At 69.7% G+C, this 25545-nt stretch carries 23 protein-coding genes; 18 read left to right on the top strand and 5 right to left on the bottom strand.

The features are described from left to right. The first annotated feature begins 59 nt into the window (after positions 1–59). From AB5J62_RS29390 to AB5J62_RS29375, 4 genes are all read left to right on the top strand, one after another. Positions 60–887 (top strand): c-type cytochrome, encoded by an 828-nt coding sequence (locus tag AB5J62_RS29390; RefSeq protein ID WP_370943196.1) that lies wholly within the window; start codon positions 60–62, stop codon positions 885–887. After that, on the top strand, positions 884–2032 hold the full coding sequence (locus AB5J62_RS29385) for a ubiquinol-cytochrome c reductase iron-sulfur subunit (protein ID WP_370943195.1): 1149 nt from the start codon (positions 884–886) through the stop codon (positions 2030–2032). The genes AB5J62_RS29390 and AB5J62_RS29385 overlap by 4 nt, the downstream gene beginning before the upstream one ends. Further along, on the top strand, positions 2029–3717 hold the full coding sequence (locus AB5J62_RS29380) for a cytochrome bc complex cytochrome b subunit (protein WP_370943193.1): 1689 nt from the start codon (positions 2029–2031) through the stop codon (positions 3715–3717). The genes AB5J62_RS29385 and AB5J62_RS29380 overlap by 4 nt, the downstream gene beginning before the upstream one ends. A gap of 82 nt (positions 3718–3799) precedes the next feature. Beyond that, positions 3800–5254 (top strand): WGR domain-containing protein, encoded by a 1455-nt coding sequence (locus AB5J62_RS29375; RefSeq protein ID WP_370943191.1) that lies wholly within the window; start codon positions 3800–3802, stop codon positions 5252–5254. Positions 5255–5345: 91 nt separating this feature from the next. Here AB5J62_RS29375 and AB5J62_RS29370 read toward each other — a convergent pair whose 3' ends face one another. Together AB5J62_RS29370 and AB5J62_RS29365 are read right to left on the bottom strand one after the other, a co-directional pair. Further along, positions 5346–5630, bottom strand: a complete 285-nt coding sequence (locus AB5J62_RS29370) for an Lrp/AsnC family transcriptional regulator (protein WP_370943190.1) — start codon at positions 5628–5630, stop codon at positions 5346–5348. Positions 5631–5825: 195 nt separating this feature from the next. Next, positions 5826–7544 carry a DEDD exonuclease domain-containing protein gene (locus tag AB5J62_RS29365; RefSeq protein ID WP_370943189.1) on the bottom strand — a complete coding sequence of 573 codons (1719 nt, stop codon included), beginning with the start codon at positions 7542–7544 and terminating at the stop codon, positions 5826–5828. A gap of 98 nt (positions 7545–7642) precedes the next feature. Between AB5J62_RS29365 and AB5J62_RS29360 the strand changes: the two genes are divergently transcribed. From AB5J62_RS29360 to AB5J62_RS29340, 5 genes are all read left to right on the top strand, one after another. Beyond that, a complete protein-coding gene (locus AB5J62_RS29360) occupies positions 7643–9004 on the top strand; it encodes an NYN domain-containing protein (protein WP_370943188.1) in 1362 nt (453 codons plus the stop codon). 70 nt (positions 9005–9074) lie between these two features. Further along, positions 9075–10826, top strand: coding sequence for a D-alanyl-D-alanine carboxypeptidase family protein (locus AB5J62_RS29355; RefSeq protein WP_370943187.1), 1752 nt, complete (start codon positions 9075–9077; stop codon positions 10824–10826). A 79-nt stretch (positions 10827–10905) separates the two neighbouring features. Further along, positions 10906–11190 carry a hypothetical protein gene (locus AB5J62_RS29350; RefSeq protein ID WP_370943186.1) on the top strand — a complete coding sequence of 95 codons (285 nt, stop codon included), beginning with the start codon at positions 10906–10908 and terminating at the stop codon, positions 11188–11190. Positions 11191–11637: 447 nt separating this feature from the next. Continuing rightward, positions 11638–12696 (top strand): NlpC/P60 family protein, encoded by a 1059-nt coding sequence (locus AB5J62_RS29345; RefSeq protein WP_370943185.1) that lies wholly within the window; start codon positions 11638–11640, stop codon positions 12694–12696. Between the two features lie 71 nt (positions 12697–12767). Further along, entirely contained in the window at positions 12768–13925 is a 1158-nt protein-coding gene (locus AB5J62_RS29340; RefSeq protein ID WP_370943184.1) for a glycosyltransferase family 4 protein, read from the top strand. A gap of 298 nt (positions 13926–14223) precedes the next feature. Here the strand turns inward: AB5J62_RS29340 and AB5J62_RS29335 are convergent, their stop codons facing one another. Beyond that, positions 14224–14847: a uridine kinase gene (locus tag AB5J62_RS29335; RefSeq protein ID WP_370943183.1), complete on the bottom strand. Its 624-nt coding sequence runs from the start codon at positions 14845–14847 to the stop codon at positions 14224–14226. A gap of 62 nt (positions 14848–14909) precedes the next feature. Here AB5J62_RS29335 and AB5J62_RS29330 point away from each other — a divergent pair, with 62 nt between their 5' ends. The 9 genes from AB5J62_RS29330 (at position 14910) to AB5J62_RS29290 (ending at position 23877) form a co-directional block, all read left to right on the top strand. Next, positions 14910–15281 (top strand): SRPBCC domain-containing protein, encoded by a 372-nt coding sequence (locus AB5J62_RS29330; RefSeq protein ID WP_370943182.1) that lies wholly within the window; start codon positions 14910–14912, stop codon positions 15279–15281. A gap of 40 nt (positions 15282–15321) precedes the next feature. Then, the gene (locus AB5J62_RS29325; RefSeq protein ID WP_370950373.1) at positions 15322–16485 is read left to right on the top strand and encodes a cytochrome P450; all 1164 of its coding nucleotides are present in this window, start codon (positions 15322–15324) and stop codon (positions 16483–16485) included. A 9-nt stretch (positions 16486–16494) separates the two neighbouring features. Further along, positions 16495–17775 carry an adenosylmethionine--8-amino-7-oxononanoate transaminase gene (locus tag AB5J62_RS29320; RefSeq protein ID WP_370943181.1) on the top strand — a complete coding sequence of 427 codons (1281 nt, stop codon included), beginning with the start codon at positions 16495–16497 and terminating at the stop codon, positions 17773–17775. A gap of 59 nt (positions 17776–17834) precedes the next feature. After that, on the top strand, positions 17835–20066 hold the full coding sequence (locus AB5J62_RS29315) for a SulP family inorganic anion transporter (RefSeq protein WP_370943180.1): 2232 nt from the start codon (positions 17835–17837) through the stop codon (positions 20064–20066). A 32-nt stretch (positions 20067–20098) separates the two neighbouring features. Continuing rightward, entirely contained in the window at positions 20099–20815 is a 717-nt protein-coding gene (gene bioD, locus AB5J62_RS29310; RefSeq protein WP_370950372.1) for a dethiobiotin synthase, read from the top strand. Between the two features lie 89 nt (positions 20816–20904). Then, the gene (bioB, locus tag AB5J62_RS29305; RefSeq protein WP_370943179.1) at positions 20905–21918 is read left to right on the top strand and encodes a biotin synthase BioB; all 1014 of its coding nucleotides are present in this window, start codon (positions 20905–20907) and stop codon (positions 21916–21918) included. Next, complete coding sequence (locus AB5J62_RS29300; RefSeq protein WP_370943178.1) at positions 21905–22096, top strand: hypothetical protein; 192 nt, start codon at positions 21905–21907, stop codon at positions 22094–22096. Before bioB ends, AB5J62_RS29300 begins: the two co-directional genes overlap by 14 nt. A 56-nt stretch (positions 22097–22152) precedes the next feature. Continuing rightward, positions 22153–22746: a DUF2567 domain-containing protein gene (locus AB5J62_RS29295; RefSeq protein ID WP_370943177.1), complete on the top strand. Its 594-nt coding sequence runs from the start codon at positions 22153–22155 to the stop codon at positions 22744–22746. A 63-nt stretch (positions 22747–22809) separates the two neighbouring features. Next, positions 22810–23877, top strand: a complete 1068-nt coding sequence (locus AB5J62_RS29290) for a M48 family metallopeptidase (protein ID WP_370943176.1) — start codon at positions 22810–22812, stop codon at positions 23875–23877. A 205-nt stretch (positions 23878–24082) separates the two neighbouring features. Here AB5J62_RS29290 and AB5J62_RS29285 read toward each other — a convergent pair whose 3' ends face one another. Together AB5J62_RS29285 and AB5J62_RS29280 are read right to left on the bottom strand one after the other, a co-directional pair. After that, positions 24083–24796: an LON peptidase substrate-binding domain-containing protein gene (locus AB5J62_RS29285; RefSeq protein WP_370943175.1), complete on the bottom strand. Its 714-nt coding sequence runs from the start codon at positions 24794–24796 to the stop codon at positions 24083–24085. A 41-nt stretch (positions 24797–24837) separates the two neighbouring features. Beyond that, complete coding sequence (locus AB5J62_RS29280; RefSeq protein WP_370943174.1) at positions 24838–25473, bottom strand: NUDIX domain-containing protein; 636 nt, start codon at positions 25471–25473, stop codon at positions 24838–24840. Positions 25474–25545: the final 72 nt, after the last annotated feature.

Here is a 25545-nt window from a genome sequence, read left to right as displayed (position 1 = left end):
CCAACAGCCAGCCACCACGTCCACATCGGCCCGAACTGACAGCAAGGGTTGCCGCAGAGATGACCACCAGTAAGAACACCGAGGCGAAGACGGAGCGCAGGTTCCGGGCCCGGACCAAGGCACGCAGGCGGTTCGCCGGCGCACTCGCGCTCGGCATCGGCCTGCTCAGTGTCGGCGGGCTGTACGCGGTGTTCGCCCCCTCGCCCCAGACCGCGCAAGCCCAGGGAGACCCGGCTCTGCTGCGCAAGGGCGAGCAGGTTTACAACAACACCTGTATCGAGTGCCACGGCGCCAACCTCGAAGGTGTGCAGGACCGCGGGCCGAGCCTGATCGGCATCGGCGACGCGGCCGTCTACTTCCAGACCTCCAGCGGCCGGATGCCCGCCGCCCGTCAGGAAGCGCAGATCCCCCGCAAGCCGCCGAAGCTGACGCCGGAGGAGATCGACGCGGTCGGCGCCTACGTGCAGGCGCACGGCGGCGGCCCCGAGCGGCCCGCCGAGAAGGGCGCCGCGCTGCGCGGTGACAACCCGGCGCGCGGTGGCGAGCTGTTCCGCCTCAACTGCGCCTCGTGCCACCAGTTCACCGGCCGCGGCGGCGCGCTCTCGGGCGGCAAGTTCGCGCCGAACCTGGACCCGGCCACCGAAGAGCAGCTGTACACCGCGATGCTCACCGGCCCGCAGAACATGCCGAAGTTCTCGAACCGGCAGCTCAGCGTTGAAGAGAAGAAGGACATCATCGCCTTCGTGAAGTCGGTGTCCGACGGGAACAACAACCCCGGCGGCAACGGCCTCGGCGGGTTCGGCCCGTCGTCCGAAGGCGTGATCGCGTGGATCGTGGGAATCGCCGGTCTGATCGGCGTGACGTTGTGGATTGGATCGAAGGCATGAGCGCCGCGGAGGGGCCGAAGCCGCCGAGCGAGGCGGAGTTGGCCGAGATGGACCGTGACCAGCTGGTCAAGCTGGGCACGAACCTCGACGGGGTCGAACTCGTCGAGTACCCCGACCCCTGGCCGGTCAAGGGCACCCGCGCCGAGAAGCGCGCCGAGCGCGCCATCGCCGCCTGGTTCGGGCTGTCGGCACTGTCGGCGATCGCGTTCGTCGTGGTCATCGCCTGGCCGGAGTGGTGGGAGTACAAGGCACCGTCGAACGAACACGAGCACGCGGTCTACAGCCTGTTCACGCCCGCTCTCGGCGTGTCACTGGGCCTGGCGATCCTCAGCCTCGCGATCGGCCTGCTGCTGTACACGAAGAAGTTCATCCCGCACGAGGTGGCGATCCAGGAGCGCGGCGACGGCGGCTCCCAGGAAGTCGACAAGGCCACCATCCTCGCGCAGCTGGCCGACGCGGGTAACCGCTCGACCATCGCCAGGCGTTCGCTGATCAAGCGCTCCGCCGGTCTCGGCATGGGCGCGATCGGCCTCGCGGCCGCCGCGCTGCCGGTGGCGTCCTTCATCAAGGACCCCTGGAAGGACACCGAGAACAAGGACTCCCTCTGGCACACCCCGTGGAAGTCGGAGTTCCCCGGCGAGGTCGTCTACCTGCGCCGCTTCACCGGCAAGTGGGACGAGACCGAGCCCGTGCTGGTCAAGGCCGAGGACCTCGACGCAGGCGCCATGGAGACGGTGTTCCCGTTCCGTGAGTCCGAGCGTGGCAACGAGAAGGCCATGGTCCACGCGCTGAAGCGGGTCGACAGCCCCGTCATGCTCATCCGCCTGCGCCCGGCCGACGCCGCCAAGGTCGTCAAGCGCCAGGGCCAGGAGGACTTCAACTACGGCGACTACTACGCCTACACGAAGATCTGCAGCCACGTCGGCTGCCCGACCTCCCTGTACGAGCAGCGGACCAACCGCATCCTCTGCCCGTGCCACCAGTCGCAGTTCGACGCACTGCACTACGCGAAGCCCATCTTCGGTCCCGCCACCCGGCCGCTCGCGCAGCTTCCGATTACCGTGGACAAGGATGGATACTTAATCGCGAAGGGCGATTTCATCGAGGCCATCGGACCGGCCTTTTGGGAGCGGAAGTCACAATGAGTTCACTGACGACACCGACGAAGGGCACCAACCCCGTCGAAAAGGCGGCCGGTGCCGGTGCGAAGTGGGCCGACGATCGGTACCACCTCGCCAAAGGCATGCGCCACCAGCTCAACAAGGTGTTCCCGACCCACTGGTCCTTCCTGCTGGGCGAGATCGCGCTCTACAGCTTCATCATCCTGCTGCTTTCCGGCGTGTACCTGACGCTCTTCTTCGACCCGTCGATGGAAGAGGTCATCTACCACGGCAGCTTCCAGAACCTCCAGGGCGTCGCGATGTCGCGTGCCTTCGAGACCACGCTGGACATCTCGTTCGACGTGCGCGGCGGCCTGTTCGTGCGGCAGCTGCACCACTGGGCGGCGCTGATCTTCGTCGCCTCGATGATGGTCCACATGTTCCGGATCTTCTTCACCGGCGCGTTCCGGCGCCCGCGTGAGGCGAACTGGGTCATCGGCGGGCTGCTGCTGGTGCTGGGCATGTTCGAAGGCTTCTTCGGTTACTCGCTGCCGGACGACCTGCTCTCCGGCACCGGTATCCGCGCCACGCTCTCGGGCATCGTGCTGGCGAGCCCGGTCATCGGCACCTGGCTGCACTGGGCGATCTTCGGCGGGGAGTTCCCCGGCAACGAGATCATCCCGCGCCTGTACACGCTCCACATCCTGCTGCTGCCCGGCATCATGCTGGCGCTGGTCGGCGCGCACCTGGCGCTGGTCTGGTACCAGAAGCACACCCAGTTCCCTGGGGTGAAGCGCAAGGAGACCAACGTCGTCGGCGTGCGCATCATGCCGGTGTTCGCGATCAAGGGCGGCGCGTTCTTCGCGGTCGTCACCGGCGTCATCGCGCTGATGTCCGGCCTCTTCCAGATCAACCCGATCTGGAACATCGGCCCGTACAACGCCGCGCAGGTCTCGGCGGGCTCCCAGCCCGACTGGTACATGGCGTGGGCGGACGGCATGCTCCGGATCTGGCCGCCATGGGAGATCGACCTCGGCAACTACACGATCCCGGCGGTGGCGTTCCCCGGCATGATCGGCTTGCCGCTGCTGATCGGCCTGCTGCTGGCCTACCCGTGGATCGAGCGGAAGCTTTCGGGCGACACCGCGCACCACAACCTGCTGCAGCGTTCGCGCGACACCCCGGTCCGCACCTCGCTGGGCATCATGGCGCTGTCGTTCTTCATGGTGATCGAGCTGTCGGGCTTCAACGACATCATCGCCGAGCAGTTCGACATCTCGCTGAACGCGACCACCTGGGCAGGCCGGATCGGCGTGCTGCTGGTGCCGCCGATCGCGTACTACATCACCTACCGGATCTGCCTCGGCCTGCAGCGTGCGGACCGTGAGGTGCTGGAGCACGGTGTCGAGACCGGCATCATCAAGCGGCTCCCGCACGGTGAGTTCATCGAGCTGCACCAGCCGCTGGGCGGGGTCGACGACCACGGCCACGCGATCCCGCTGGAGTACCAGGGCGCCACGGTGCCCAAGAAGATGAACAAGCTCGGTTCCGCGGGCGAAGCGGTCCCCGGTTCCTGGTGGACCGCGGACCCGGCCGAGGAGACCGCCGCGCTGGCCCGTGCCCGCGCGAACGGGCACGGCGGCCAGCCGGACGCCATCGGCGGCGAGCCGACGGAGGCCTCGACGAACGGGCACGCGCCCGCCGCCAAGGAGATCACCTCCGGGCACTGATATTCCCGACAGAAATGCCCCCGTCGCAGGCCGCGACGGGGGCATTTCTGTCGGTGTCCCCCGATAGGGTGAGTCTTGGTAAATGACCAGGTCACTGAGGGGAAACACGATGCCTGCTGCCACCACCACGTACCTCGAGCTGTCCGAAGCGGGCGGCGGCTCCCACAAGTTCTACGAGGTCCATGTGGCGGGTCAGGACGTCACCATCACCTACGGCCGCATCGGTGAGAAGGGCACCATCCGCAGCACCACCTATCCCGATCCGGCCAAGGCCGCCAAGGCCGCCGAGAAGAAGATCGGCGAGAAGGTGCGCGGCGGCTACGCGCCCGCGGTGAAGGGCGAGCGGGCACGCCGCCCGATCAGCAGGCGGACGATCACCAGCACCCGGTCCACCGCACGCCAGGCCCCGGTGCTGTGGCGGTTCGCCTCGGGCGCGCCCGCGTTCGGCATCTTCGTCGACGAGCACCGCGCGATGGTCGGCAACGAACGCGGCGACGTCTACACGCTGACCCACGACGGCACCGTCACCGGCCGCTTCGGCCTGCCGGACGGCGTCAAGTGCATCGTGGCCGACAACTTCTGGATCTACGCGGGCTGCGACGACGGCCGCGTCTACGACCTCGGCGGCAAGGTGCCCCGCGTCGCGTACGAGATCGCCAACGACGTCGACATCTACTGGCTCGACATCCACGACGGCGTGCTCGGCGTGTCCGACCGCAAGGGCGGTATCACGGTCGTCGACCACGAGGACGAGTTCCAGTGGTCGCGCCCCAGCTACGGCGACAGCGCCTGGATGGTCCGCTGCGCGGCCGAAGGGGCGTTCCACGGCCACTCCCGGGGCGTCACGCACTACGCGGCGCGCACGGGCGACCAGGTCTGGCACACCGACACCCGCGGCGCGGTCCTGTTCGGCTGGCAGGAGCGTGCGGAGGTGTTCGCGGGCACGAGCATGGGCGTGGTCCACCGGCTCGCCAAGGCCACGGGCGCGGAGATCGCGCGCTACCGCTGCGACGCGGCGGTGTTCTCCTGCGCGACCTCGCCCGACGGCGCGTACGTCTTCGCGGGGGACAACCAGTCCTCGGTCTACTGCTTCGCGGCGGACGGCACGCGGCTGTGGAAGCTGGGGACGGGCTGCGGGTCGGCGTACTCGATGCAGTACCGGGACGAGCGGCTGTACCTGGTCACGACCGACGGTTCGCTGGCGTGCCTCGACGCGAGCCCGGCCGCCGTCCACGCGGCCGAGCAGGGCCAGTTGCCGGAGCGGACCGACATCAAGGCAGGGCACTGGGAGCGCGTGGAGGCGTCGGCGGAGGTCGCCGAGGTGACGGTCGCGGCGGGCGGCGTGGTCGTCGAATGCGTCCAGGAGGGCTCGCGGCTGCGGGTGCACGTGGTCTCGGAGGGCTACGACCGGGCGCGCGGCGTCCAGTTCCCGAAGAACATCCGGGTGCCAGGCGCGCGCTACGTCGTCGAGGAGATCCACGTCTCCGAAAGCGGCGGCTTCTACCGCGCCCGCGGTGAGATCAAGCGTTTGCGCTGATCAGGTGCCAGACCCGGGATAAAGCGGGCTTTACTCCCGGGGATAAAGCCCGCTAAACATCGCGGAGTAAAGCGGGCTTTATCCCGGGTTTTCAGGCGCCTTCGACGCCGATCGAGAAGGCGGCGTCGGTGTCCGCGCGCGAGTAGGAGCGGAAGGCGATGTGCGTGTCGGTGCCGAGCACGCCGGGCACCTTGCTGATCTTGGCCGGGATGAGGTCGGCGAGGTCCTCGTGGGCGGCGACCCTGACCTTCGCGATCAGGTCGACGTCGCCCGCGCACGAGTAGACCTCGGTGACGCCTTCGATGTCGGCGATCGCCTGTGCGGCCTCCGGGATCGTTTCGGCCGCTGCGTGGATCAGGACGATCGCGGTGATCAAGAGAGCCTCCAAGGGTTTGTGCTCGGATCTTACCTAGGGCGTGTCTCGAAATTCTGATCGCGGTCTTCGCGCCCAGGCGGTCCCTGGCGGCACCGCGGCTTCGCCCGAGTACGTCCAGTACGAGGCGCGAAGCCGCGGCACCGCCAGGAACCACCTGGATCACGAAGCCCATCGACCAGAATTTCGAGACACGCCCTAACCGACCCGCTCCAGGCTGGACGCCGTCGCGGCAAGATCCAGCCACGACCGCCAGCCTCCCGCCGCCCGCGCCGGCTCGGCCCACGGGACCGAGGTGCGCACCAGCCGGACGCCCGGTTTCGCCAGCCAGCGCACCAGCAACCCGACCTCCTCGGCCGCGGCGCCGAACAGCGGGCCGGGGCCGGGCAGCACCGTCTCCGCGGCCGCCACGAGCTGCTCGACCACCGGCATCGGGGCGATCCCGCGCCTGGCCACGCCCGCCGACGCGAGCCTGCCGTGCCGGACGACCGCGAACTCCCAGCCGCCGGAGCCGTCCGGGCCCGCGGCGATCAGCTCGGGGATCGCCGCCAGCGAGGCCAGCCGATGCGCGCGGTCGACGGTGCGCACCAGCGCCGCCAGATCGTCACGGTGCCGGGCGGCCTGCTCGAAGTGCTCGCCGTCGGCCAGTCGCGTCAAATACGCGGCCGCCGAATGCAGTGGCTCGCCTGCCCGGCCCGCGATCAACTCCGACACCGCCGTCACACCGGACGAGTACTCCTCGACGCTCTGCAGCCCGGCGCACGGCGCCCCGCACTTCCCGAGTTCCGCGAGCACGCAAGGGGCTCCCGACGCCCCGAGCGCGGCGATGCGCTGTGTGCAGGTGCGCAGGCCGGACGCACCCGCCAGCGTGTCCGCCGCCGTCCGCGCGTCCGTCTGGGACCGAAAAGGGCCCAGCAGGCCGTCTCTCGGGATCCGCACCACCGACAGCCGGGGGAACGCCTCGTCGGTGAGCCCGACCCACCACGCGCTGTGCGGGTTCTTCGACCGCCGGTTGTAGGCGGGCTTGTGCGCCGCGAGCAGGCGCAGCTCACGGACCTCGGCCTCCAGCGAGTGGGCGCACTCGATCGCGTCGACCCGTTCGGCGAGCGCGATCATCTCGCGGATCCGGCCCCGGCTTTCCGAGCCGGTGAAGTACTGCCGGACCCGTCTGCGCAGGTTCGACGCCGTGCCGACGTAGAGCACCTCGTCACTCGGGCCGCGGAACAGATAGACCCCGGATTTGTCCGGCAGATTCGCCGCCATGCCGCGTTTGCGCCGCTGCGCGGGCGTGACCTCCGGCAGATAGTCGATCAACTCTTCGAGCGAGTGGACGCCCAGATTGCCGACGCGCTCCAGCAGCCCGTGCAGCACCTCGACCGTCGCGCGCGCGTCTTCGAGCGCGCGGTGGTTCGGCGTCGTCGCCGCGTTGAACAGCATCGCGAGCGCGGACAGCCGGTAGCTCGGGGTCTCGTGCCGCGGGATCACGCGCCTGGCCAGCCGGACCGTGCAGACCACGGCGTTGCGCGGCTGGGCGTACCCGTGCGCGTGACAGGCCGCGCGGATGAACCCGGTGTCGAACGGCGCGTTGTGCGCGACCAGCACCGCGCCGCCGATGAACTCGAGGAACGCCGGGAGCACCTCGTCGATGGACGGCGCGTCGTAGACCATCGCGGTGGTGATGCCGGTCAGCGCGACGATCTGCGGCGGGATCGGCATCCCCGGGTTCACGAAGGTGGCGAACTCACCCAGCAGCTGCCCGCCCCGCACCTTCACCGCGCCGATCTCGGTGATCGCGTCCGAGCCGGGACTGGTGCCGGTCGTCTCCAGGTCGAAAATGACGAAAGTGGTGCTACGCAAGGGTGTTCCCAGCTCGTCGAACGTCAGCTGGGCGTCTTCGAACCGCCGCCCCGAATCCATGTCGCGCACCCTATGGTCACCCACCGACATAAATTCGTCACCGTGTCCACGGCATCCCATCGGGGGCGGGTGGTGGCCAGTGGGCCTACGCTGAGCGAATGCACCCGCAGCCCGCGCACGACGAGCACCCGGAGGACACCACGTCCGCCGGCGCTCAGCCGCGCGCGGAGACGGTGCCCGTCGACTGGTCTGAGCTACCGGAGGCGGTGCGTGAGCGGATCGCCGAACTCGCCGCCGCCGCGCTCGGGAAGCTGCCCAATGTGGACGTGCCGCGCCAGCTCAGGCCGGTCGCGAAGTTCGCGCCCGCCAAGCGCGCGAAGCTCGGCGGCACCGCGCTGATCAGCACACTCGGCGAATCGTCGAAGTTCAGGACCGCCGTCATCGAGTGGCTGCGCGACCACCGGCAGGACGCGCTCGACCCCAACTCGGCCGACTCCGTCGCCGCCGCGGCCGCCGCCGTGCTGCTCGGTGAGTCGAGCGCGACGTCCCGGGTGCGGCTCGTCGCGAAGAACGCCGAGGAGACGACGCTGCGCGCGGAGCGCGACGCGGCCGTCGCGCGCAACCAGCGGCTCGAAGCTGAGCTGGAGCGGCTCAAAGAGGAGCTGGCCGAAGCGCGCGGCGCGGCGGAGAACGCGCGAGGCGAGCGTGAGGAAGGGCTTGAGAAGCTGCGTGGCCGCCTGCGTGAGCAAGGCGTGCTGCTGCGGCAGGCGAAGGACGCGGCGGAGCAGGCGCGAGGCGAAGCCGAGCGTGGCGGAGCCGTGCGGGCGAACGAAGTGAGCGCGCTGGAAGCGAAGCTGGAGCGGGAGCGCCAGCGAGCGGACCGCGAGCGGGCGCGCGCGGAGCGTGCGGTGACCGACGCGGAGGTCGCGCGGCAGTCGGCGCGCGAGGCCAGGCAGGCGGACGAGGTGCGGCTTTCGCTGCTGCTCGGCACCATCGAGGGCGCGGTCAACGGGTTGCGGCGCGAGCTGTCGGTCGGCTCGGGCTCGCGGCGGCCCGCGGACACCGTGCGCGGCGCGACCTCGGGCATCGGCGCCGGTGGCCGGGTGCAGGACGCGAGCGCGCTGGACAAGCTGCTGGCGTTGCCGAACATTCACCTCATCGTCGACGGCTACAACGTCACCAAGACCGGCTATCCCGAGCTCGCGCTTTCGGATCAGCGTGACCGGCTGACCAACCAGCTGTCCGCGCTGGCCGCGCGGACGGGCGCCGAGGTCACGGTCGTGTTCGACGGCGCCGGGGTGCTGTCCGTGCCCGCGGCCGTGCCGCGTGGCGTGCGGGTGCTGTTCTCCGACCGGGGCGTGCTCGCCGACGACGTGATCCGGTCGCTCGTGGCCGCGGAACCGCCGGGGAGACCGATGGTGGTCGCCACCTCGGACCGGGCCGTCGCGGACTCGGTGCGCAGCGGAGGCGCGCATCCTGTGCCCGCTGCCGTGCTGGTCAGCAGGCTCGGCCGGGTCTAGCTCGTAACCTGACGCGTCATTCCGCGTTGTTTTCAGTAGGACAACAAGCCCTTGCCGCCGAAGGAGCTTCTTGAAGTCGCGTTCGCTCGTCGTGCTCTCGATCGCCGCCGCGCTGCTCAGCGCGCGGACCGCGAGCGCGCAGAATCAGCCGCCGACCGACCCCGGTGACCTGCGGGTCGAAGCCGGTGTCGCGCCCGGCGCCGCCGTGCCCGATCCTCGGCCCGGTGACGCGTTCGCCGATCCCAAGGTCGCCGAACTGCAGCGCAGCGCGTCGGACGTGCAGCGCCAGCTCGGGGAGCTGGCCGGCCAGGTCCACGTCGCGCAGGAGAACCTGAACGACGCCGCCGCGAAGCTGCAGCACGCGACGGCGGAGCGCCAGGCTGCCGAGACGGTGGTCGCCGCGCAGCAGGCCGAGGTCGATCAGCTCTCGCGTGAGGCGTTCACGTCGATGATCCGGCCGAGCCGGTTGTCGGCCTTCATCGCCGCGGGCAACCACAAGGACCTGCTCGACGGCGCCTCGATGGTCCAGATCATCCGCGCCCAGCAGGACACGCGGCTCGGCGCGGCGCTGGAGCGCCATCGCAAGGCCGTCGACGCCGAGCAGGCCGCGTCCGGGGTCGAGAAGCAGGCCGCCGATCGCCGCGCCGAGCTGGACAAGCGCACCTCCGACGCGACCAACCGCGCCGACGCGGTGTCCGCCGAGCTGCGCGGGCCGATCACGGCGGCCAACGACGCCGTCGTGGCGCAGCAGAAGAGTCAGCAGGAGCTCAACGCCAAGACGGCCGCGAACTGGAAGGACTACACCGACCGGCTCGCCGCCGCGGGGATCACGCCGCCGCCGGCCGCCGCGCTGCGCGATCCGGCCAGGCTGCCCGCCGGGCTCACCCCGCTGGGCTCGGCTGGCGGGGTCGCCGAGACCGTCCGCGACGGCCAGCGGCTGCTGGTGCTGCCGCGCGAGACGATCGCCGCGGTGACGGCGGCCGTCGGCGCGCTCGGCAAGCCGTTCGTGCCGCACTCCGGTGGGGAGGGGCCGGTCGCGTACTCGTGCGACGGGCTGGTCAAGTCGGTGTTCGGCGGCGCTGGCCTGCCGCAGCCCGGCTCGGCGGGCGAGCAGTTCGCGGTAGGCCGTCCGGTCGATCTCGCCGTCGCCCAACCGGGTGATCTCGTGTTCCTCGGACCGGCCCGCTACGGCGTCCAGTCGGTCGGCATCCTGCTCGACGGACGGACGATGCTCGTGTCGGACGCCCGCACGGCGGGCGTGGTCGTCTCGGCCATACCTTCGGGTGACACCGTTGTGGGTGTCTCGCGGCCGTCGCTCGGCGTGCGCCCCGCCGAGGCCGTCCCGCAGCGCGCGAACGGGGAGCTGACCTGGCGATGTGGCGGTGTCGAGATGCCCGCCAAGCAAGGCTCGGGCGGCGGCGCGTGGGGCGGCTATCCGAACGGCCTGATCCCGGTCGCCGCGCTGTGCCCGATCGGCGCGGGCTCGCACGTTCTGCGTTGTGACGCCGCGCAATCCTTCTACGCGATGTCTCAGGCCTATGGCGCGGTTTTCGGCTCGCTCATCTGCGTCACCGACTCGTATCGGACGTTCGACGCGCAGGTCGATCTTTATCGGCGCAAACCGTCATTGGCCGCCATTCCGGGTACCAGTAATCATGGTTGGGGATTGGCCGTCGATCTTTGTGGCGGCGCCGAATCCTACGGCGGTTCCGCATACCGCTGGCTGACCGCGAACGCGGGCCGGTTCGGCTGGGTCAACCCTGGCTGGGCGCGTGCGGGCGGCGGCCGTGAAGAACCTTGGCACTGGGAGTTCACCGGCTAGCGCGGACGCCGCGTTTTCAAAAACTGTCGGTGGTCGGTCCTATCGTTCCTGTCATAAGCCCAAGTGACGGGAGCGAGCGATGGAACTGAGGCCGGACGGCGTCGATGTCAGCGTCGAAGAGATCGAAAACATGGTCATCGACTGCACTCGATGCCAGGTGCGCGGTGACGCGTGCGCCGACTGTGTGGTGAGCGTGCTGCTCGGTGCTCCTCCCGCGCTGGAATGGGATCCCGACGAGCGCCGCGCGATCGACGCGCTGGCCGAAGCGGGAATGGTGCCGCGCCTGCGGATGGTTCCGCTGGCCGAACCGAAATCCGCCTGCCCGGACCATGGAGTGTGGGGTGATCAACGACGACCGGCGTGACACGCTCTGATAGTGAGGACGCGCCGAGTGGTCGTTCTGAGTTGATGAACGGTCGGTAGCGAACAAACTCCCTGCATGTAGCGCCAGTCACACTAAAGCGCATTTGCTGGTCCGATGGTGTTTCGGCGCATCACTGAGAGTTTTTGCGCTCAGCCTGGTGGACGTCGCGCCCGAGGTTTCGTAACCTAGCCGAGATCTCGTGGCCGAACGCCGTCACAGCAGGGGCGGCTACGCGGGATCGCCGCCGAAACAGCTTTGTCGGGGAGCTGTGCCGGAACCACCGTGCGTCCTATCGAGTTGAGGTAGAACTCGGCCAGGTGCACGGCGGGAAATCGCCACGTGTGGCGCGGGTGTGTGTCCGCCCGCGACGCGCAAGGAAGAGAGCCCCCGATCTCTTCGACGGCGTTGCTCGGTAGGCGGCTGACGAGCAGAGGAGACACGCGCGGCGTGAAGTCGCATCCAGTCAAGCGCGTGGTGTCCGGAGCATTGGCTGCTACAGCTGTCATCGCGGCTGTCAGCGTCCCCCAAGCACCGGCCATCGCGGCCCCAGTCCCCGCCCTCCAGGCCCCGCCCGGCAGCGCGTCCGAAGCGCTCACCAAGTACCGCGAGCTCGCGACGCAGGCCGAGAAGATCAACGAGGAATACCTCAAGGCCACTGACGACCTCAAGGACAGGGAAGCCGACCTGCAGAAGGCCGGTACCGATGTCGAGGCCGCCAAGGCCGCAGGCGCGGCAGCCGGTGTCGAGGTCGACAAGTTCCGTGTCGAGGTCGACAAGTTCGCCGGTGCCTCGTTCACCAGTGGTGTCCAGCTCAACAAGGTCTCCGCGCTGCTTTCGGGCGCCTCCACCCAGGAGTTCCTCGAGCGCGCCGCCGCGCTCGACGTGCTGGCCACCGACAAGAACAACGCGCTCAAAGGCCTGACCGGCGCGGTCGACCAGGCCAAGGCCGCCGAGAACGCCGCCACCGCGGCACAGACGGCCTCGCAGACCGCCAGGGACGCGGCAGCCAAGCTCCAGGGCGAGATCGACGCGAAGAAGAAGTCGCTCGACGCTCAGATCGACGAGCTGGAGAAGGCCTACTCGTTCCTGAACCCTTCTGACAAGAACGCGCAGAAGGACCAGGGCGGTGCCCGGCCGAACGTCAAGGCGCCCGGCGCCGCCGCGCAGTCGGCGGTCGACGCCGCGCTGAGCAAACTCGGCAGCCCCTACGCCTGGGGCAAGACCGGTCCCGGTTCGTTCGACTGCTCCGGCCTGATGGTCTGGGCGTTCAAGCAGGCCGGTATCACGCTGAAGAACCGTTCGAGCGCCGCGATGGCGTCTTCGGAAGGCGTCGCGGTCTCCAGGGACCAGCTCGCCCCCGGTGACATGGTGTTCTTCGGTTCGCCGGTGCACCACGTCGGCATGTACATCGGCGACGGCAAGATGGTCCACGCGCCCACCACGGGTGACGTGGTCAAGATCTCGCCGCTGCAGAGCGGATACGCCGGCGCACGCCGGGTCGCTTAGCAAGTCGCTCGAAAAAGAGCCGGGGCCATGCCGCCCCGGCTCTTTTTCGTACTCCAGATAGGTTGACCCCCGTGGTGCGCACGCTTCTGCTGACGAACGACTTCCCGCCCCGTCCCGGCGGCATCCAGAACTACCTGCACTCGCTGGCCACCCGGCTGCCCGCGGACGACCTGGTCGTCTACGCGCCGTCGTGGGAGTCGCCGTCGGGGTCGCACGGCGAGTTCGACGCCGACGCCGCCTTCGAAGTGGTCCGCCACCCGACGTCGCTGATGCTCCCGACGCCCGACGTGCTCAAGCGCGCCAAGGAGATCATGCGCGCGCGTGACTGCGAGGCCGTCTGGTTCGGCGCGGCGGCCCCGCTCGCCCTGCTGGGGCACTCGCTGCGCGACTCGGGCGCCCGCCGGGTCATCGCGTCCACCCACGGCCACGAGGTCGGCTGGTCGATGCTCCCCGCGGCCAGGCAGGCGCTGCGGCGCATCGGCGACACCACCGACGTGCTCACCTACGTCAGCAAGTACACCCGCACCCGCTTCGCCGCCGCGTTCGGCCCGATGGCCGGCCTGGAGATGCTCCCCTCCGGCGTCGACACCGACCTTTTCCGCCCCGACCCGGCCGCCCGCGACGAGATCCGCGCCCGCTACGGCCTGCGCGACCGCCCGACGGTGGTCTGTGTGTCCCGCCTGGTGCCGCGCAAGGGACAGGACCAGCTCATCAGGGCGACGGTCGAACTCCGCAAGCGCATCCCCGACGTCGCGCTGCTCCTGGTCGGCGGCGGCCCGTATCGCAAGACGCTGACCCGGATGGTGTCCGACCTCGAACTCACCGGCAACGTCGTGATCACCGGCTCCGTCTCGTGGCCCGAGCTGCCCGCGCACTACAACGCGGGCGACGTCTTCGCGATGCCCGCCCGCACCCGCGGCAAGGGCCTCGACGTCGAAGGCCTCGGCCTCGTCTACCTCGAAGCCTCCGCGACCGGCCTCCCCGTCGTCGCCGGCCGCTCCGGCGGCGCCCCCGAGACCGTCCTCGACGAGGTCACCGGCCACGTCGTCGACGGCCGCGACGTCGAGCAGCTCCACGAGACCCTGGCCGCGCTCCTGGCCGACCCCGTCCGCGCCCGCCGCATGGGCCAGGCGGGCCGCGACTGGGTCAGCCAGGCCTGGCGCTGGGAGACCATGGTTTCCCGCCTCACCGGCTTCCTGGACGGCAATCCGGTCGCCGCCATCCGCTGACCCCGCCGCGGACTCGTGAGTGTTTAGACCGGTTAGAACCGGCCGCATCACTCACGACCCCCTAGCCAGTGGGCTCGCTCGCACGGGTGTACGGCCGTGCTTTGGTGCGCCCTTGGCACGTGACAAGGGGCGCCCTTGCGACGCTCTGGGTGACAAGGGCCGCCCTTGTCACGCACCCAGCACACACAAGCCACTTTCGTTCCCTTGAGCGTGACAAACGCCCCGCCCGTGCGCGCCAGCCAAGGCCACGTCTCCCGGAGGTCGTCAAATACCGGGCGGTTCTAACCGCCCGCAACGCTCACGAGTCCTGGACCCTCAGCGCCGGGTGGTTGGGGTCGTCGGCCCGGATGACCAGGTCGGCCAGGGAGGCCGGGTCGACCTCGGACTCGTACTGGGCGAAGGCGGGCAGTGCCCAGTGGTCGGTCGAGGGGAGACGGCGGCGCAGCGCGCCGGGGGAGAGCCACAGGTGCACGGTCAGGTCGGCCGCGAGGCCGGAGCCGAGGAGCATTTCGCCGTCGAGGATGACTACCCCTTCCGGGGGAAGGGGGACGCGGGGGAGCCGGGTGGCTCGGTCACGCTCCGTGTCCCAGAGTGCGGGCAGGACCTCGCCGGAGCCGCCGGGGCGGAGCGGGTCGAGGACTTCGCGGCGGAGTGCGCCGAAGTCGGTCCAGTCGCGGTAGCGGGCCTCGGGGTCGGTGCGGCCGTGCTCGAAGCGGAGTGACGCTGGTCGCAAAAATCCGGCCGACGAGACGCGTAGCGGGGCGCGGCCGTTGAGGCGTAAGGGATCCACGAGCGCGTCGGCCAGCTCGGCCGTCCCGGTGGCTCCGTCGATCAGCACGGCGACACGGCGGCCGGGAAAGTCCAGTACGCGGCGGGTGAGGTCGTCGGCGAGCACGGGGTAGGAGATCGGCTGGTAGCGCACACCGGCGATCCTGCCCGATACCGGTGACAGGGAGCTACTTAACCCGATGGGATGATGGTGGCGTGGATAGTGCACAGACGGTTGAGGTCTCCCAGGCCGTGCCGGGTACGCCGAAGCAGGTGTGGGAGTTCCTGCTCGGCCGCGACGGCAGCGAGATCTGGCTCGGTCCGGGAACGGACCTCACCAAGGACAAGAGCTACGAGACGGCCAACGGCACCGCGGGCCGCGTCCGGAAGATCAAGGACGCGAAGCAGCTGAGCCTGACGTGGCAGCCGAAGGACTGGGACCACGATTCGGACGTTCACGTCATAGTGGGCGACGGGACGCTGAAGTTCCGGCAAGAGGGGCTGATCGACGCAGCGGAGCGTGCCGAACAACGGGAATACTGGGAAGGAGTGGTCGAGCGCATCGCCACCGCGCTCGCGGAACGTTGACCTTGGGGGCACCGTGATTCCAGTACTCGGCGACGAGTTCATGCAAGACCCGCACCGCGCGCTCGCGCTGATGCGGGCCGAAGGGCCGGTGCGGCAGGTGGTCACCCCGCGCGGGCTCACCGTCTGGCTGGTGACCCGTTACGCCGACGTGCGGGCGCTGATGTCCGACCCGCGGGTGGCCAAGGACGCCAAGCTCGCGCAGGAGATGATCGCGCGCAACGTCAGCGCGACCGGGGCGGTCGACGTCACCGCGCAGGGCCTGAACGCGCACATGCTCAACAGCGACCCGCCGGACCACACCCGGCTGCGCAAACTGGTCAACAAGGCGTTCACCAGCGGCGTCGTCTCCCGGCTGCGCCCGAGGGTCGAGGAGATCACCGACGAGCTGCTCGACGCGATGAGCGGCGAGGTCGACCTGATGAAGGCGCTGGCGTTCCCGCTGCCGATCACGGTCATCTCCGAGCTGCTGGGCGTGGAGCTCGAGGATCGCGACCAGTTCGGCGCCTGGTCGAACCTGCTGCTCTCGCAGGGCGACTCGGCCGCGATCTCCGAGGCCGTCGGCGCGATGGCGAACTACCTGGTCCAGCTCATCGCGCGCAAGAGCGAAAACCCGACGGACGACCTGATGTCCGCGCTCGTGCACGCCTCCGAGGAGGGCGACCGGCTCAGCCCGGAGGAACTCGTCGCCATGGTGTTCCTGCTGCTGGTGGCGGGCTACGAGACCACGGTGAACCTCATCGGAAACAGCGTGCTCGCGCTGCTGCGCCACCCCGACCAGCTCAAGGCGCTGCGCTCGGACCCGTCGCTGCTGCCGAACATGGTCGAGGAGTCGCTGCGCTTCGACGGCTCGATCAACATCGCCACGCTCCGGTTCACCAAGGAGCCGATCGAGGTCTCCGGCGTCGAGATCCCGGCCGGCGAGTTCCTGTTCCTCTCGCTGCTGTCGGCGAACCGGGACCCGGAGCGCTTCCCCGAGCCCGACGCGTTCGATGTCACCCGGCAGACCAACGGGCACATGGCGTTCGGCCACGGCATCCACTACTGCGTCGGCGCGCCGCTGGCCAGGCTGGAGGCCGAGATCGCGATCGGCAGGCTGCTCGACCGGTTCGACGGCATCGAGCTGCTCGGCGAGGTCGAGTCGCTGCGGTTCCGGGAAAGCCTGCTCGTGCACGGAGTGGAAAGCCTGCCGGTTCGGCTGTCGTAGTCTGCGGGCGTGACTCCGGAACAACTGCAAGCACTCGACATCGCCCACGTCTGGCACCCGTACGGGCCGATGCCGGGCAAGGTCGAGTCGTTGCTGGTCACCGAGGCCGAGGGCGTCCGCCTCAAGCTGGCGGACGGCCGTGAGCTCGTCGACGGCATGTCGTCGTGGTGGGCGGCCATCCACGGCTACCGCAACCCCGTGCTCGACGCCGCCCTGACCGCGCAGCTGGCGAAGATGAGCCACGTGATGTTCGGCGGGCTCACCCACGAGCCCGCGATCACGCTCGCCAAGACGCTGGTCGACCTCACCCCGGACGGGCTGGAACACGTCTTCCTGTGCGACTCCGGCTCCGTCTCGGTCGAGGTCGCGATCAAGATGTGCCTGCAGTACTGGCAATCCGTCGGCAAGACGGCGAAGCGCAAGCTGCTCACCTGGCGCGGCGGCTACCACGGCGACACGTTCCACCCGATGAGCGTCTGCGACCCCGACGGCGGCATGCACGCGCTCTGGCGCGGCACACTGCCCGAACAGCTTTTCGTGCCGGAACCGCCTTCCGGCTTCGGCACCGCGCCCGATCAGTCCTATGTGGACAATCTGGCCGCCGAAATCGAGCGGCACAAGGACGAACTGGCCGCCGTCATCGTCGAACCGGTCGTGCAGGGTGCGGGCGGCATGCGCTTCCACCACCCCGGTTATCTCAAAGCGCTGCGGGAAATCACCGCACGGCACGGGGTTCTGCTCATCTTCGACGAGATCGCCACCGGTTTCGGGCGCTCCGGCGCGCTGTTCGCCGCCGAGCACGCCGGTGTCACGCCCGACGTGATGTGCCTCGGCAAGGCGCTCACCGGCGGCTACCTGACGATGGCCGCCACGCTGTGCACGGCCGAGATCGCCGACGGCATCTCGCGCGGCGAACTTCCCGTGCTGGCACACGGCCCGACGTTCATGGGCAACCCGCTCGCGTCCGCCGTCGCCAACGCCTCGCTCGGCATCCTGCGGACCGGCGCCTGGCGCGCCGACGTCGCGCGCATCGAGTCGCAACTCCACAGTGGACTTGAGCAAGCACGGGATCTGCCCGGTGTCAAGGACATCCGGGTGCTCGGCGCGATCGGGGTGATCCAGCTCGACCATCCGGTGGACATGGCGGTCGCCACGGACGTGGTCACGGCCAACGGCGTCTGGCTTCGCCCGTTCAGGGACTTGATCTACGCGATGCCGCCGTACATCAGCACGGACGCCGACGTCGAAGCCATCATCAGTGCGATGGCGGCGGTCGCCGCGAAAGCCTGACGTCACACGAAGGGGTGGGGAGGGCGGACTTTTCGCCGGGTTTTCGGGATCCTGCGAGCATGATCAACAACACACACGAAGAGCACGACACCGGTCCCCCGATTTCGCGAAAGATCCTCGCGAATCTCCGCTATGACCTCCCCGCCTCGATCGTCGTCTTCCTCGTCGCGGTCCCGCTCTCGCTCGGGGTCGCGCTGGCCGCGGGCGCGCCACTGGTCGCCGGGCTCATCTCCGCCGTCGTCGGCAGCATCGTCGCCTCGCTCTTCGGCGGCTCCGCGCTCCAGGTGAGCGGCCCGTCCGCGGGCGTGACCGTGGTGCTCGCCCAGACCATCACCACCTTCGGCTGGCGCGCCACCTGCGCCATCACCGTCGCCGCCGGGCTGCTGCAGATCCTCTTCGGCCTCGCCAGGATCGCGCGCGCCGCGCTGGCCATCTCACCCGCCATCGTGCACGGCCTGTTCGCCGGCATCGGCGTGATCGTCGTGCTGGACCAGCTGCACGTCGTGCTCGGCGGCAAGGCGCACGGCAACACGATCGACAACGTGCTCGCGCTGCCCGCCCAGCTCATCGGCCACCACGACGAGGCCGTGCTGATCGGTGTCGTCACCATCGCGACGCTGCTCGCCTGGCCGCACCTGCCCGCCTTCATCCGCCGAGTGCCCGGTCCGCTGGCCGCGATCACCATCGCCACGGTCCTCGCGAGCACCGCGAAGATGAACGTGAGCCGCATCGACGTCCCCGCCGACCTGCTTTCGCTGCACTTCATGCCGCAGCTGCCCACCAGCGGCCTGCTGACGGCCGCCTTCACCGCGCTGACCATCGCGCTCATCGCGAGCCTGGAGAGCCTGCTGTCCGCCGTCGCCATCGACAAGCGCCGCGCGGGTCCTCGCACCGACCTTAACCGCGAACTCATCGGACAGGGCATGGCCAACGTCGCTTCCGGTTCGCTCGGCGGTTTCCCGGTGACGGGCGTCGTCGTGCGCAGCATGACCAACGTCGAAGCAGGCGCCCGCACGCGCATGTCCGCGCTGCTGCACAGCGGCTGGATCCTGCTGTTCGTGCTGCCACTCGCCGGCCTGCTGCGCGACATCCCGCTCGCCGCGCTGGCGGGCCTGCTCGTCTACGTCGGCGCGAAACTGGTCAACCCCACCGAATTCCGCGAGGTGGCGCGGCACGGTGACCTGCCCGTCTACCTGGTGACGCTGGCCGGGGCCGTCGGCGTCAACCTGCTGACCGGGGTCGCGCTCGGCGTCGCGCTGTCGCTGGCGCTGATGCTGCGGCGGACGATCTGGTCCGGCGTGCACGTCGAACGCGACGGCGAGCAGTGGCGCGTGGTGATCGAAGGCGCGCTGACGTTCCTTTCCGTGCCACGCCTGACGAAGATGCTCGCGACCATCCCGCCGGACGCGCCGGTCACGCTCGACCTGCTGGTGGACTACCTCGACCACGCCGCGTTCGACTGCCTGTTCAGCTGGCAGGCCGCGCGGAACGGGGTGGTGACCGTCGACGAGATCGGGCATCCGTGGTTCGAACGCGGCCGCTCCGGCACACCGATCGTGCGTGGCAGCCTGGTCGGCAAGGCCGTGCCGCGCTGGCTCGCGCCGTGGTCCGAATGGCAGGCCGACCACGGGCTGCCGGAGCAGCGCACCGGCCCGCACTCGACCAAGGCGCTGTGCCGCGGCGCCGCGGAGTTCCAGCGCCGCGCGGCGCCGGTGCTGCGTGACGAGTTCGGCAGGCTCGCGCACGGCCAGCATCCGCACACCCTGTTCCTGACCTGCGGCGACTCGCGGATCGTGCCGAACCTGATCACCACGAGCGGTCCCGGCGACCTGTTCACCGTGCGCAACATCGGGAACCTGGTGCCCACCGAGGGCAGCGACTCGGTCGGCGCGGCCATCGAATACGGCGTCGGCGTGCTGCACGTGCGCGAGATCGTCGTCTGCGGGCATTCCAGCTGCGGCGCGATGAAGGCGCTGCTCGGCGGCGCGCCGGGCGGCTCGCTCGGCAGCTGGCTGCGCCACGGCTCGGCGAGCCTGCGCCGCCGCGCCACGCACGGGCCGCTCCTGCTCGACGGGCGGCGCCCGGACACCGAGGGCGATCAGCTCGCGCTGCACAACGTGGTCCAGCAGCTGGCGCATCTGCGCGCGCATCCGGTGGTCGCCGAGGCCGAGGCACGCGGCGAACTGCACCTGACCGGGATGTACTTCGACGTCGGCGCCGCGCAGGTGTTCCTGTTCGACCGCGACGCCGAGGCGTTCGTGCCCGCCCAAGCCGTCACCACGACGGCCTGAAGCCGAGACTGATAGGTTCCCCGGACGTGAGCATGCTGGTGATGACCGGAACCGGAACCGGAGTCGGCAAGACCGTGGCCACGGCTGCCGTGGCGGCGCTGGCCGTCGAGGCCGGGCAGAAGGTCGCGGTGCTGAAGCCCGCGCAGACCGGGCTGCGGCCCGGCGAGCCCGGCGACGTCGACGACGTGCTGAGACTGGCCGGTCCGGTCACCACCAGGGAACTGGTCCGCTTCCCCGACCCGCTGTCGCCCGAGGCGGCCGCGCGGCGCAGCGGGATCGAGCCGGTCGGGCCCGCGGAGATCAGCAAGGCCGCCAGCGAGCTCGACGAGACCCACGACCTGGTGCTCATCGAAGGCGCGGGCGGCCTGCTGGTCCGGTTCGACTCCTACGGCAGCACGCTCGCGGACGTCGCGTGGTCGCTCGGCGCGGTGGTCGTGATGGTCGCCGGGGCCGGGCTCGGCACGCTCAACGCCACCGCGCTCACCGCCGAGGTCGCCACGAAACGCGGGCTGAACCTGGCCGGGGTCATCATCGGCTCCTGGCCGTCCGAGCCCGATCTGGCCGCTTTGTCCAATCTCGAAGACCTGCCGATCGCCGCACGCGGGCCGCTGCTCGGCGCGCTGGCGGCAGGCGCGGGCACGGCGACGCGAGGCGAGTTCCTGGACTATGCCCGGAATGGCTTGTCACCGTGGTTCGGCGGGGAGTTCGATCCGGAGTGTTTCGCCGGGAGCGCGTCCGCCCAGAAGTGACTTGCGTCGCTGGTTCCACACGGGATCGTCGTGCACCATGCTGACTGTAAAGCGAGGACCGGCCACCGCCGTTCGACTAGGAGAGCTCTGTGACTTCAGCCCCTGAGAAGACCGTCCTCGACGTCGCGCGTGAGCAGGTGCTCGAACGCGGCGTCGGCCTCTCGCAGGAGCAGATCCTCGAAGTGCTGCGGCTCGGCGACGACCAGCTGACCGACCTGCTGGAGCTCGCGCACGAGGTCCGGATGCGCTGGTGCGGTCCCGAGGTCGAGGTCGAAGGCATCATCAGCCTCAAGACCGGCGGCTGCCCGGAGGACTGCCACTTCTGCTCGCAGTCCGGCCGGTTCCCGACCCCGGTGCGCTCGGCGTGGCTGGACATCCCCGGCCTGGTCAAGGCCGCGCGGCAGACCAGGGACACCGGCGCGACCGAGTTCTGCATCGTCGCGGCCGTGCGCGGCCCGGACAAGCGGCTGCTCGGGCAGGTCCGCGAGGGCATCAAGGCCATCCGCGAGGACGGCAACGACATCCAGATCGCCTGCTCGCTCGGCATGCTCACCCAGGAGCAGGTCGACGAGCTCGTCGAGATGGGCGTGCACCGCTACAACCACAACCTGGAGACGGCCAAGTCGCACTTCGCGAACGTCGTCACCACGCACACGTGGGACGAGCGCTGGGAGACGCTGCGGATGATCCGCGAGGCGGGCATGGAGGTCTGCTGCGGCGGCATCATCGGCATGGGCGAGTCCGTCGAGCAGCGCGCCGAGTTCGCGTCGCAGCTGGCCGAGCTCAACCCCGACGAGTGCACGATGAACTTCCTCATCCCGCAGCCGGGCACGCCGTACGAGAACTACGAGGTGGTCGAGGGCAAGGACGCGCTGCGCACGGTCGCCGCGTTCCGGCTCGCCATGCCTCGCCCGCTCATCCGGTTCTCGGGCGGCCGTGAGCTCACCTTCGGCGACCTCGGCACCAAGCAGGGCATGCTCGGCGGCATCAACGCGATCATCGTCGGCAACTACCTGACCAACCTCGGCCGTTCCGCCGACCAGGACCTGGAGATGCTGGAGGAGCTGAACATGCCGGTGAAGGCGATCAGTGACGTCCTCTGAGCCCTTCTGTGTCCACTGTGGACAAACCGGGCCGCCGCACTCCGGCTGCTCGACCCCGCGCAACGCGCTGGAGCCGCCCCGGTTCTGCGCGCAGTGCGCGCGGCGCATGGTCGTGCAGATAACGCCGGTCGGCTGGACCGCCAGGTGCAGCCGACACGGCGAGCTGGCCAGTAGCTGAACTTCACGCCGGACCGGTTACTCTCGGTGGGTAAGCCGAGTGGAAGGAGGCCGGGCGTGGCCGAATCGTCCGTTGGTGCGCACCGGTCTTCGCGGCTCGACGACCCGTGGTCGGTGCCGCCGGTCTACCGGATACCGCTGGAGCGGCCCAAGGTCCGGGTCAAGGCCGACATCCTGCCCGCGATCAGTCTCGCGGGCACGTCGACGCTGCTGGCGTTCCCGTTGGTCTATCTCTGGTCGCTGCTGGCACCGACGCAGCGTTTCCGGGTTTACGAAGGCGGGCTCGCCCCGCTCGATCTGGAAAGCTGGCACCGGTTCGACTCGCTCGCGATCTTCGGTTTCCTTTCGATCGGCGCCGGCGTGCTCATCGCGGCCGTCGCCTGGCTGATGCGCGAGCGCCGCGGCCCGGTGATGCTGGTGGCCGCCGCACTCGGCGCACTCGGCGCTTCGGCCGTCGGCGTGCTGTCGAAGGGCATGTTCCTGGGCAAGTACGACATCGCGAAGCCGCCCTCGGTCGGCGACGTGATCGTCGCGGCGCCGACACTCGACACGTGGTGGGTGATCATCGCGGCGCCGACCGCGGCGGTCGTCGTCTACGGGATTTGCGCGGCCTGGAATGGCCTGGATGATCTAGGGCGACGTTTAGGGTAAAACCCTGATACCCGCTTTGCCGTTTTCGCCTAACCTGGGTTGAAAGCCGAAGGGGGCTCCTCAGTGCCAGAAGACATTGAAGTTTCACGGTCCAATACCGTGCGTTTCCCGGGGATCAGCCCGCGTGCCTACGAACACCCGGTCGACAGGGGCGCGCTCGCCACACTGCGCGCGGTCCCCGGCTTCGCCCAGGTGGTCAAGACGATCTCGGGGTTCTACAGCGAGCGAGGCGAGCGCCTGATGGCACTCGCGTCGGCGATCCGGGTGGGCCCGACGCAGTACCCGGAGCTGGACAGACTGCGCCACGAATGCGCCGAGACGCTGGACATCTCGCCGGTGCCCAACGTCTTCGTCGAGCGCAACCCCGCCGTCAACGCGATGGCGATCGGCATGGACGAGCCGTTCATCGTGATCACCACCGGCGCGCTCGAGGTGATGGACACCGAGTCGCTGCGCTTCGTCATCGGGCACGAGATGGGCCACGTGCTCTCCGGGCACGCGGTGTACCGGACCATCCTGATCCGGCTGATCAGCCTGCAGATGTCGATGTCGTGGACGCCGGTCAGCGCGCTCGGCATGCGCGCGATCATCGCGGCGCTGCGCGAATGGTTCCGCAAGGCCGAGCTGTCCTGCGACCGCGCGGGCCTGCTCTGCAGCCAGGACCCGGCCGCCGTGCTCCGCGCGCAGATCCTGGTCGCGGGCGGCATCGACCCCGCGCAGGTCGACATCCCCGCGTTCCTGCAGCAGGCGCAGGAGTACGCGTCGGTCGACGACATCCGCGACTCCTACCTCAAGCTGCGCTACGTCGAGGGCATGTCACACCCGCTCGCCGTCGTCCGCGCGGCCCAGCTGCAGAAGTGGGCCGCGTCGGAGGAGTACCGGGCGATCCTCGCCGGCGACTACCCCCGCCGCGACGACGACACCCCGACCTCGACCTGGAGCGACGACATCAAGTCGGCGGCCAAGTCGTACAAGGACTCGTGGAGCGAGTCGACGGACCCGCTGACCAAGGTGTTCAGCGACGTCGGCGAGGCCGTCTCCGGCGCGGCGAACAAGGTGTGGAGCAAGTTCGGCAACAACGGCGGGAACGGGAACGGCGGCTCGGCCGAGCAGCCCCCGGCCTCCTCCTAGGCCCGAAAAAAATCCCAATGCGTCCTTCGGTCCGTGGTAGGGACCGAAGGACGCATTGGCGTGCTGCCAGGTGCCGAAAGCCGCATTGGGGACCTGGAAGGGACCGAAAGCCGCATTGGGGACCTGGCACGGACCGAAAGACGCTTTCGGGACCTGGCAGGGCCCCAATGCGGCTTTCGGGATGTACCCAGGGTTCCCCTAGGGGTCAGTTCAGGGTCGACGGGGCCGTGAGGTCGGCGAACTCCGACATCGGGGCAGGCACCGCGCGCAGGGTCGACAGGAAGCCCGCCTCGCGGGTCAGGAGGCGGCAGAGCAGGCGCAGACGCCGCAGCGGCTGGGTCTCCTCGAGCAGGCGCTGGCGGTCGGCCAGCGGGAGCAGGCAGTCGGCGGCGAGCAGGTACGCGAGGTCCTGCACCGAGGTCTCCGGCGGCGGGACGTGCCAGTCGTCGCTCTCCCAAGCCGAGTCGCAATAGCGCTGGTGGGCCGCGCGCGCGACGGTGGACAGGCGCTCGGCCACGTCCGTGCTGCCTGCCGGCAGTGGCTCGTCGGGGAGCCACTCGACCGTGCCGACGAGGTACGGGGCCGAGGTCGCGTCGACGTTCAGCAGGCGAAACCGGCGCCTGCCGGTGGTGACCACGTCGAAGCGGCCGTCGGGGAGGCGTTTCGCCTCGCGCAGCTGGGCGGTGCAGCCCACCGCGTGCAGGTGGTCCACCGACTCGATTTCGCGCACCAGCGCGGCCTTGATGGCGATGACGCCGAATTCCTGGCTCGGCACGGTGCCGTTGACCAGATCGACCGTCAGCTGCCGGTACCGGGGCTCGAAGATGTGCAAGGGCAGATGCACGCCCGGCAACAGCACGGTTTGCAGTGGGAACAACGGCAAAGTCGTCGTCTCTCGTCCACCCACCGGATTCGCCACGACTCACACGGTACGGGGAACCCGCCAAGCGCGCAGCGTGATCAACCTTGCTGCGGTGGCTTGAAGACCGCGAACGGGTCCGTGATCTGCATACCGTCCCCCGCAAAGGAAAAGAGCGCGGCGGGCCTGCCGCCGCTGCGGCCGGGCGGAGCGGTGTTGCCGGTCGGCACGAGCAGGCCGCGGCGCGCGAGCACGCGCTGCAGATTCGTGGCGGAGACGCGGTAGCCGAGCGCGGCCGAGTACAGCCCGCGCAGGGCGGAGACGCTGAATTCTTCAGGAGCGAGCGCGAAACCGAGGTTTGTGTAGCACAACTTCGAGCGCAGCCGGTCGCGAGCGCGCAGCACGATCGACTCGTGGTCGAAGGCGGTGCGGGGGAGCGAGGCGACGTCGTGCCACTGCGTGTCTTCGGGGATGACCGGGTCGACGTCCGAGGGAACGAGGGCGAGGAACGCCGTCGCGACCACCCGCGGGCCGGGCACTCGATCAGGTGAGCTGAACACCGCCAGTTGCTCTACGTGTTTGAGCTGACGGACGTCGACCTTCTCCGCCAGCTGCCGCCGGACCGAGGTTTCGACGTCTTCGTCGGGCCGCAGCCGTCCGCCCGGCAGCGACCAGCGGCCGAGGTGCGGATCGAGGGCGCGACGCCACAGCAGCACCCGCAGTGTGTCCGATCGCACTTGAAGTACTGCCCCCAAGACCTCGTGTGCCAGGGGGGCGCTGCTGTTAATATGACTTCGCACGGTTTTCGA

It is taken from the genome of Amycolatopsis sp. cg5, from assembly GCF_041346955.1.
Taxonomy (GTDB): domain Bacteria; phylum Actinomycetota; class Actinomycetes; order Mycobacteriales; family Pseudonocardiaceae; genus Amycolatopsis.
The sequence above is the reverse complement of the archived record's forward strand: the minus strand, read 5'-3'. Positions and strand labels throughout refer to the sequence as shown.

Coding starts and splice junctions, on each gene's coding strand:
- AB5J62_RS29390 (WP_370943196.1), top strand. CDS start 60: ATGACCACCAGTAAGAACACCGAGGCGAAGACGGAGCGCAGGTTCCGG.
- bioD (WP_370950372.1), top strand. CDS start 20,099: ATGCTGGTGATGACCGGAACCGGAACCGGAGTCGGCAAGACCGTGGCC.
- AB5J62_RS29360 (WP_370943188.1), top strand. CDS start 7,643: ATGCACCCGCAGCCCGCGCACGACGAGCACCCGGAGGACACCACGTCC.
- AB5J62_RS29385 (WP_370943195.1), top strand. CDS start 884: ATGAGCGCCGCGGAGGGGCCGAAGCCGCCGAGCGAGGCGGAGTTGGCC.
- AB5J62_RS29325 (WP_370950373.1), top strand. CDS start 15,322: ATGCAAGACCCGCACCGCGCGCTCGCGCTGATGCGGGCCGAAGGGCCG.
- AB5J62_RS29350 (WP_370943186.1), top strand. CDS start 10,906: ATGGAACTGAGGCCGGACGGCGTCGATGTCAGCGTCGAAGAGATCGAA.
- AB5J62_RS29315 (WP_370943180.1), top strand. CDS start 17,835: ATGATCAACAACACACACGAAGAGCACGACACCGGTCCCCCGATTTCG.
- AB5J62_RS29380 (WP_370943193.1), top strand. CDS start 2,029: ATGAGTTCACTGACGACACCGACGAAGGGCACCAACCCCGTCGAAAAG.
- AB5J62_RS29365 (WP_370943189.1), bottom strand. CDS start 7,544: ATGGATTCGGGGCGGCGGTTCGAAGACGCCCAGCTGACGTTCGACGAG.
- AB5J62_RS29375 (WP_370943191.1), top strand. CDS start 3,800: ATGACCAGGTCACTGAGGGGAAACACGATGCCTGCTGCCACCACCACG.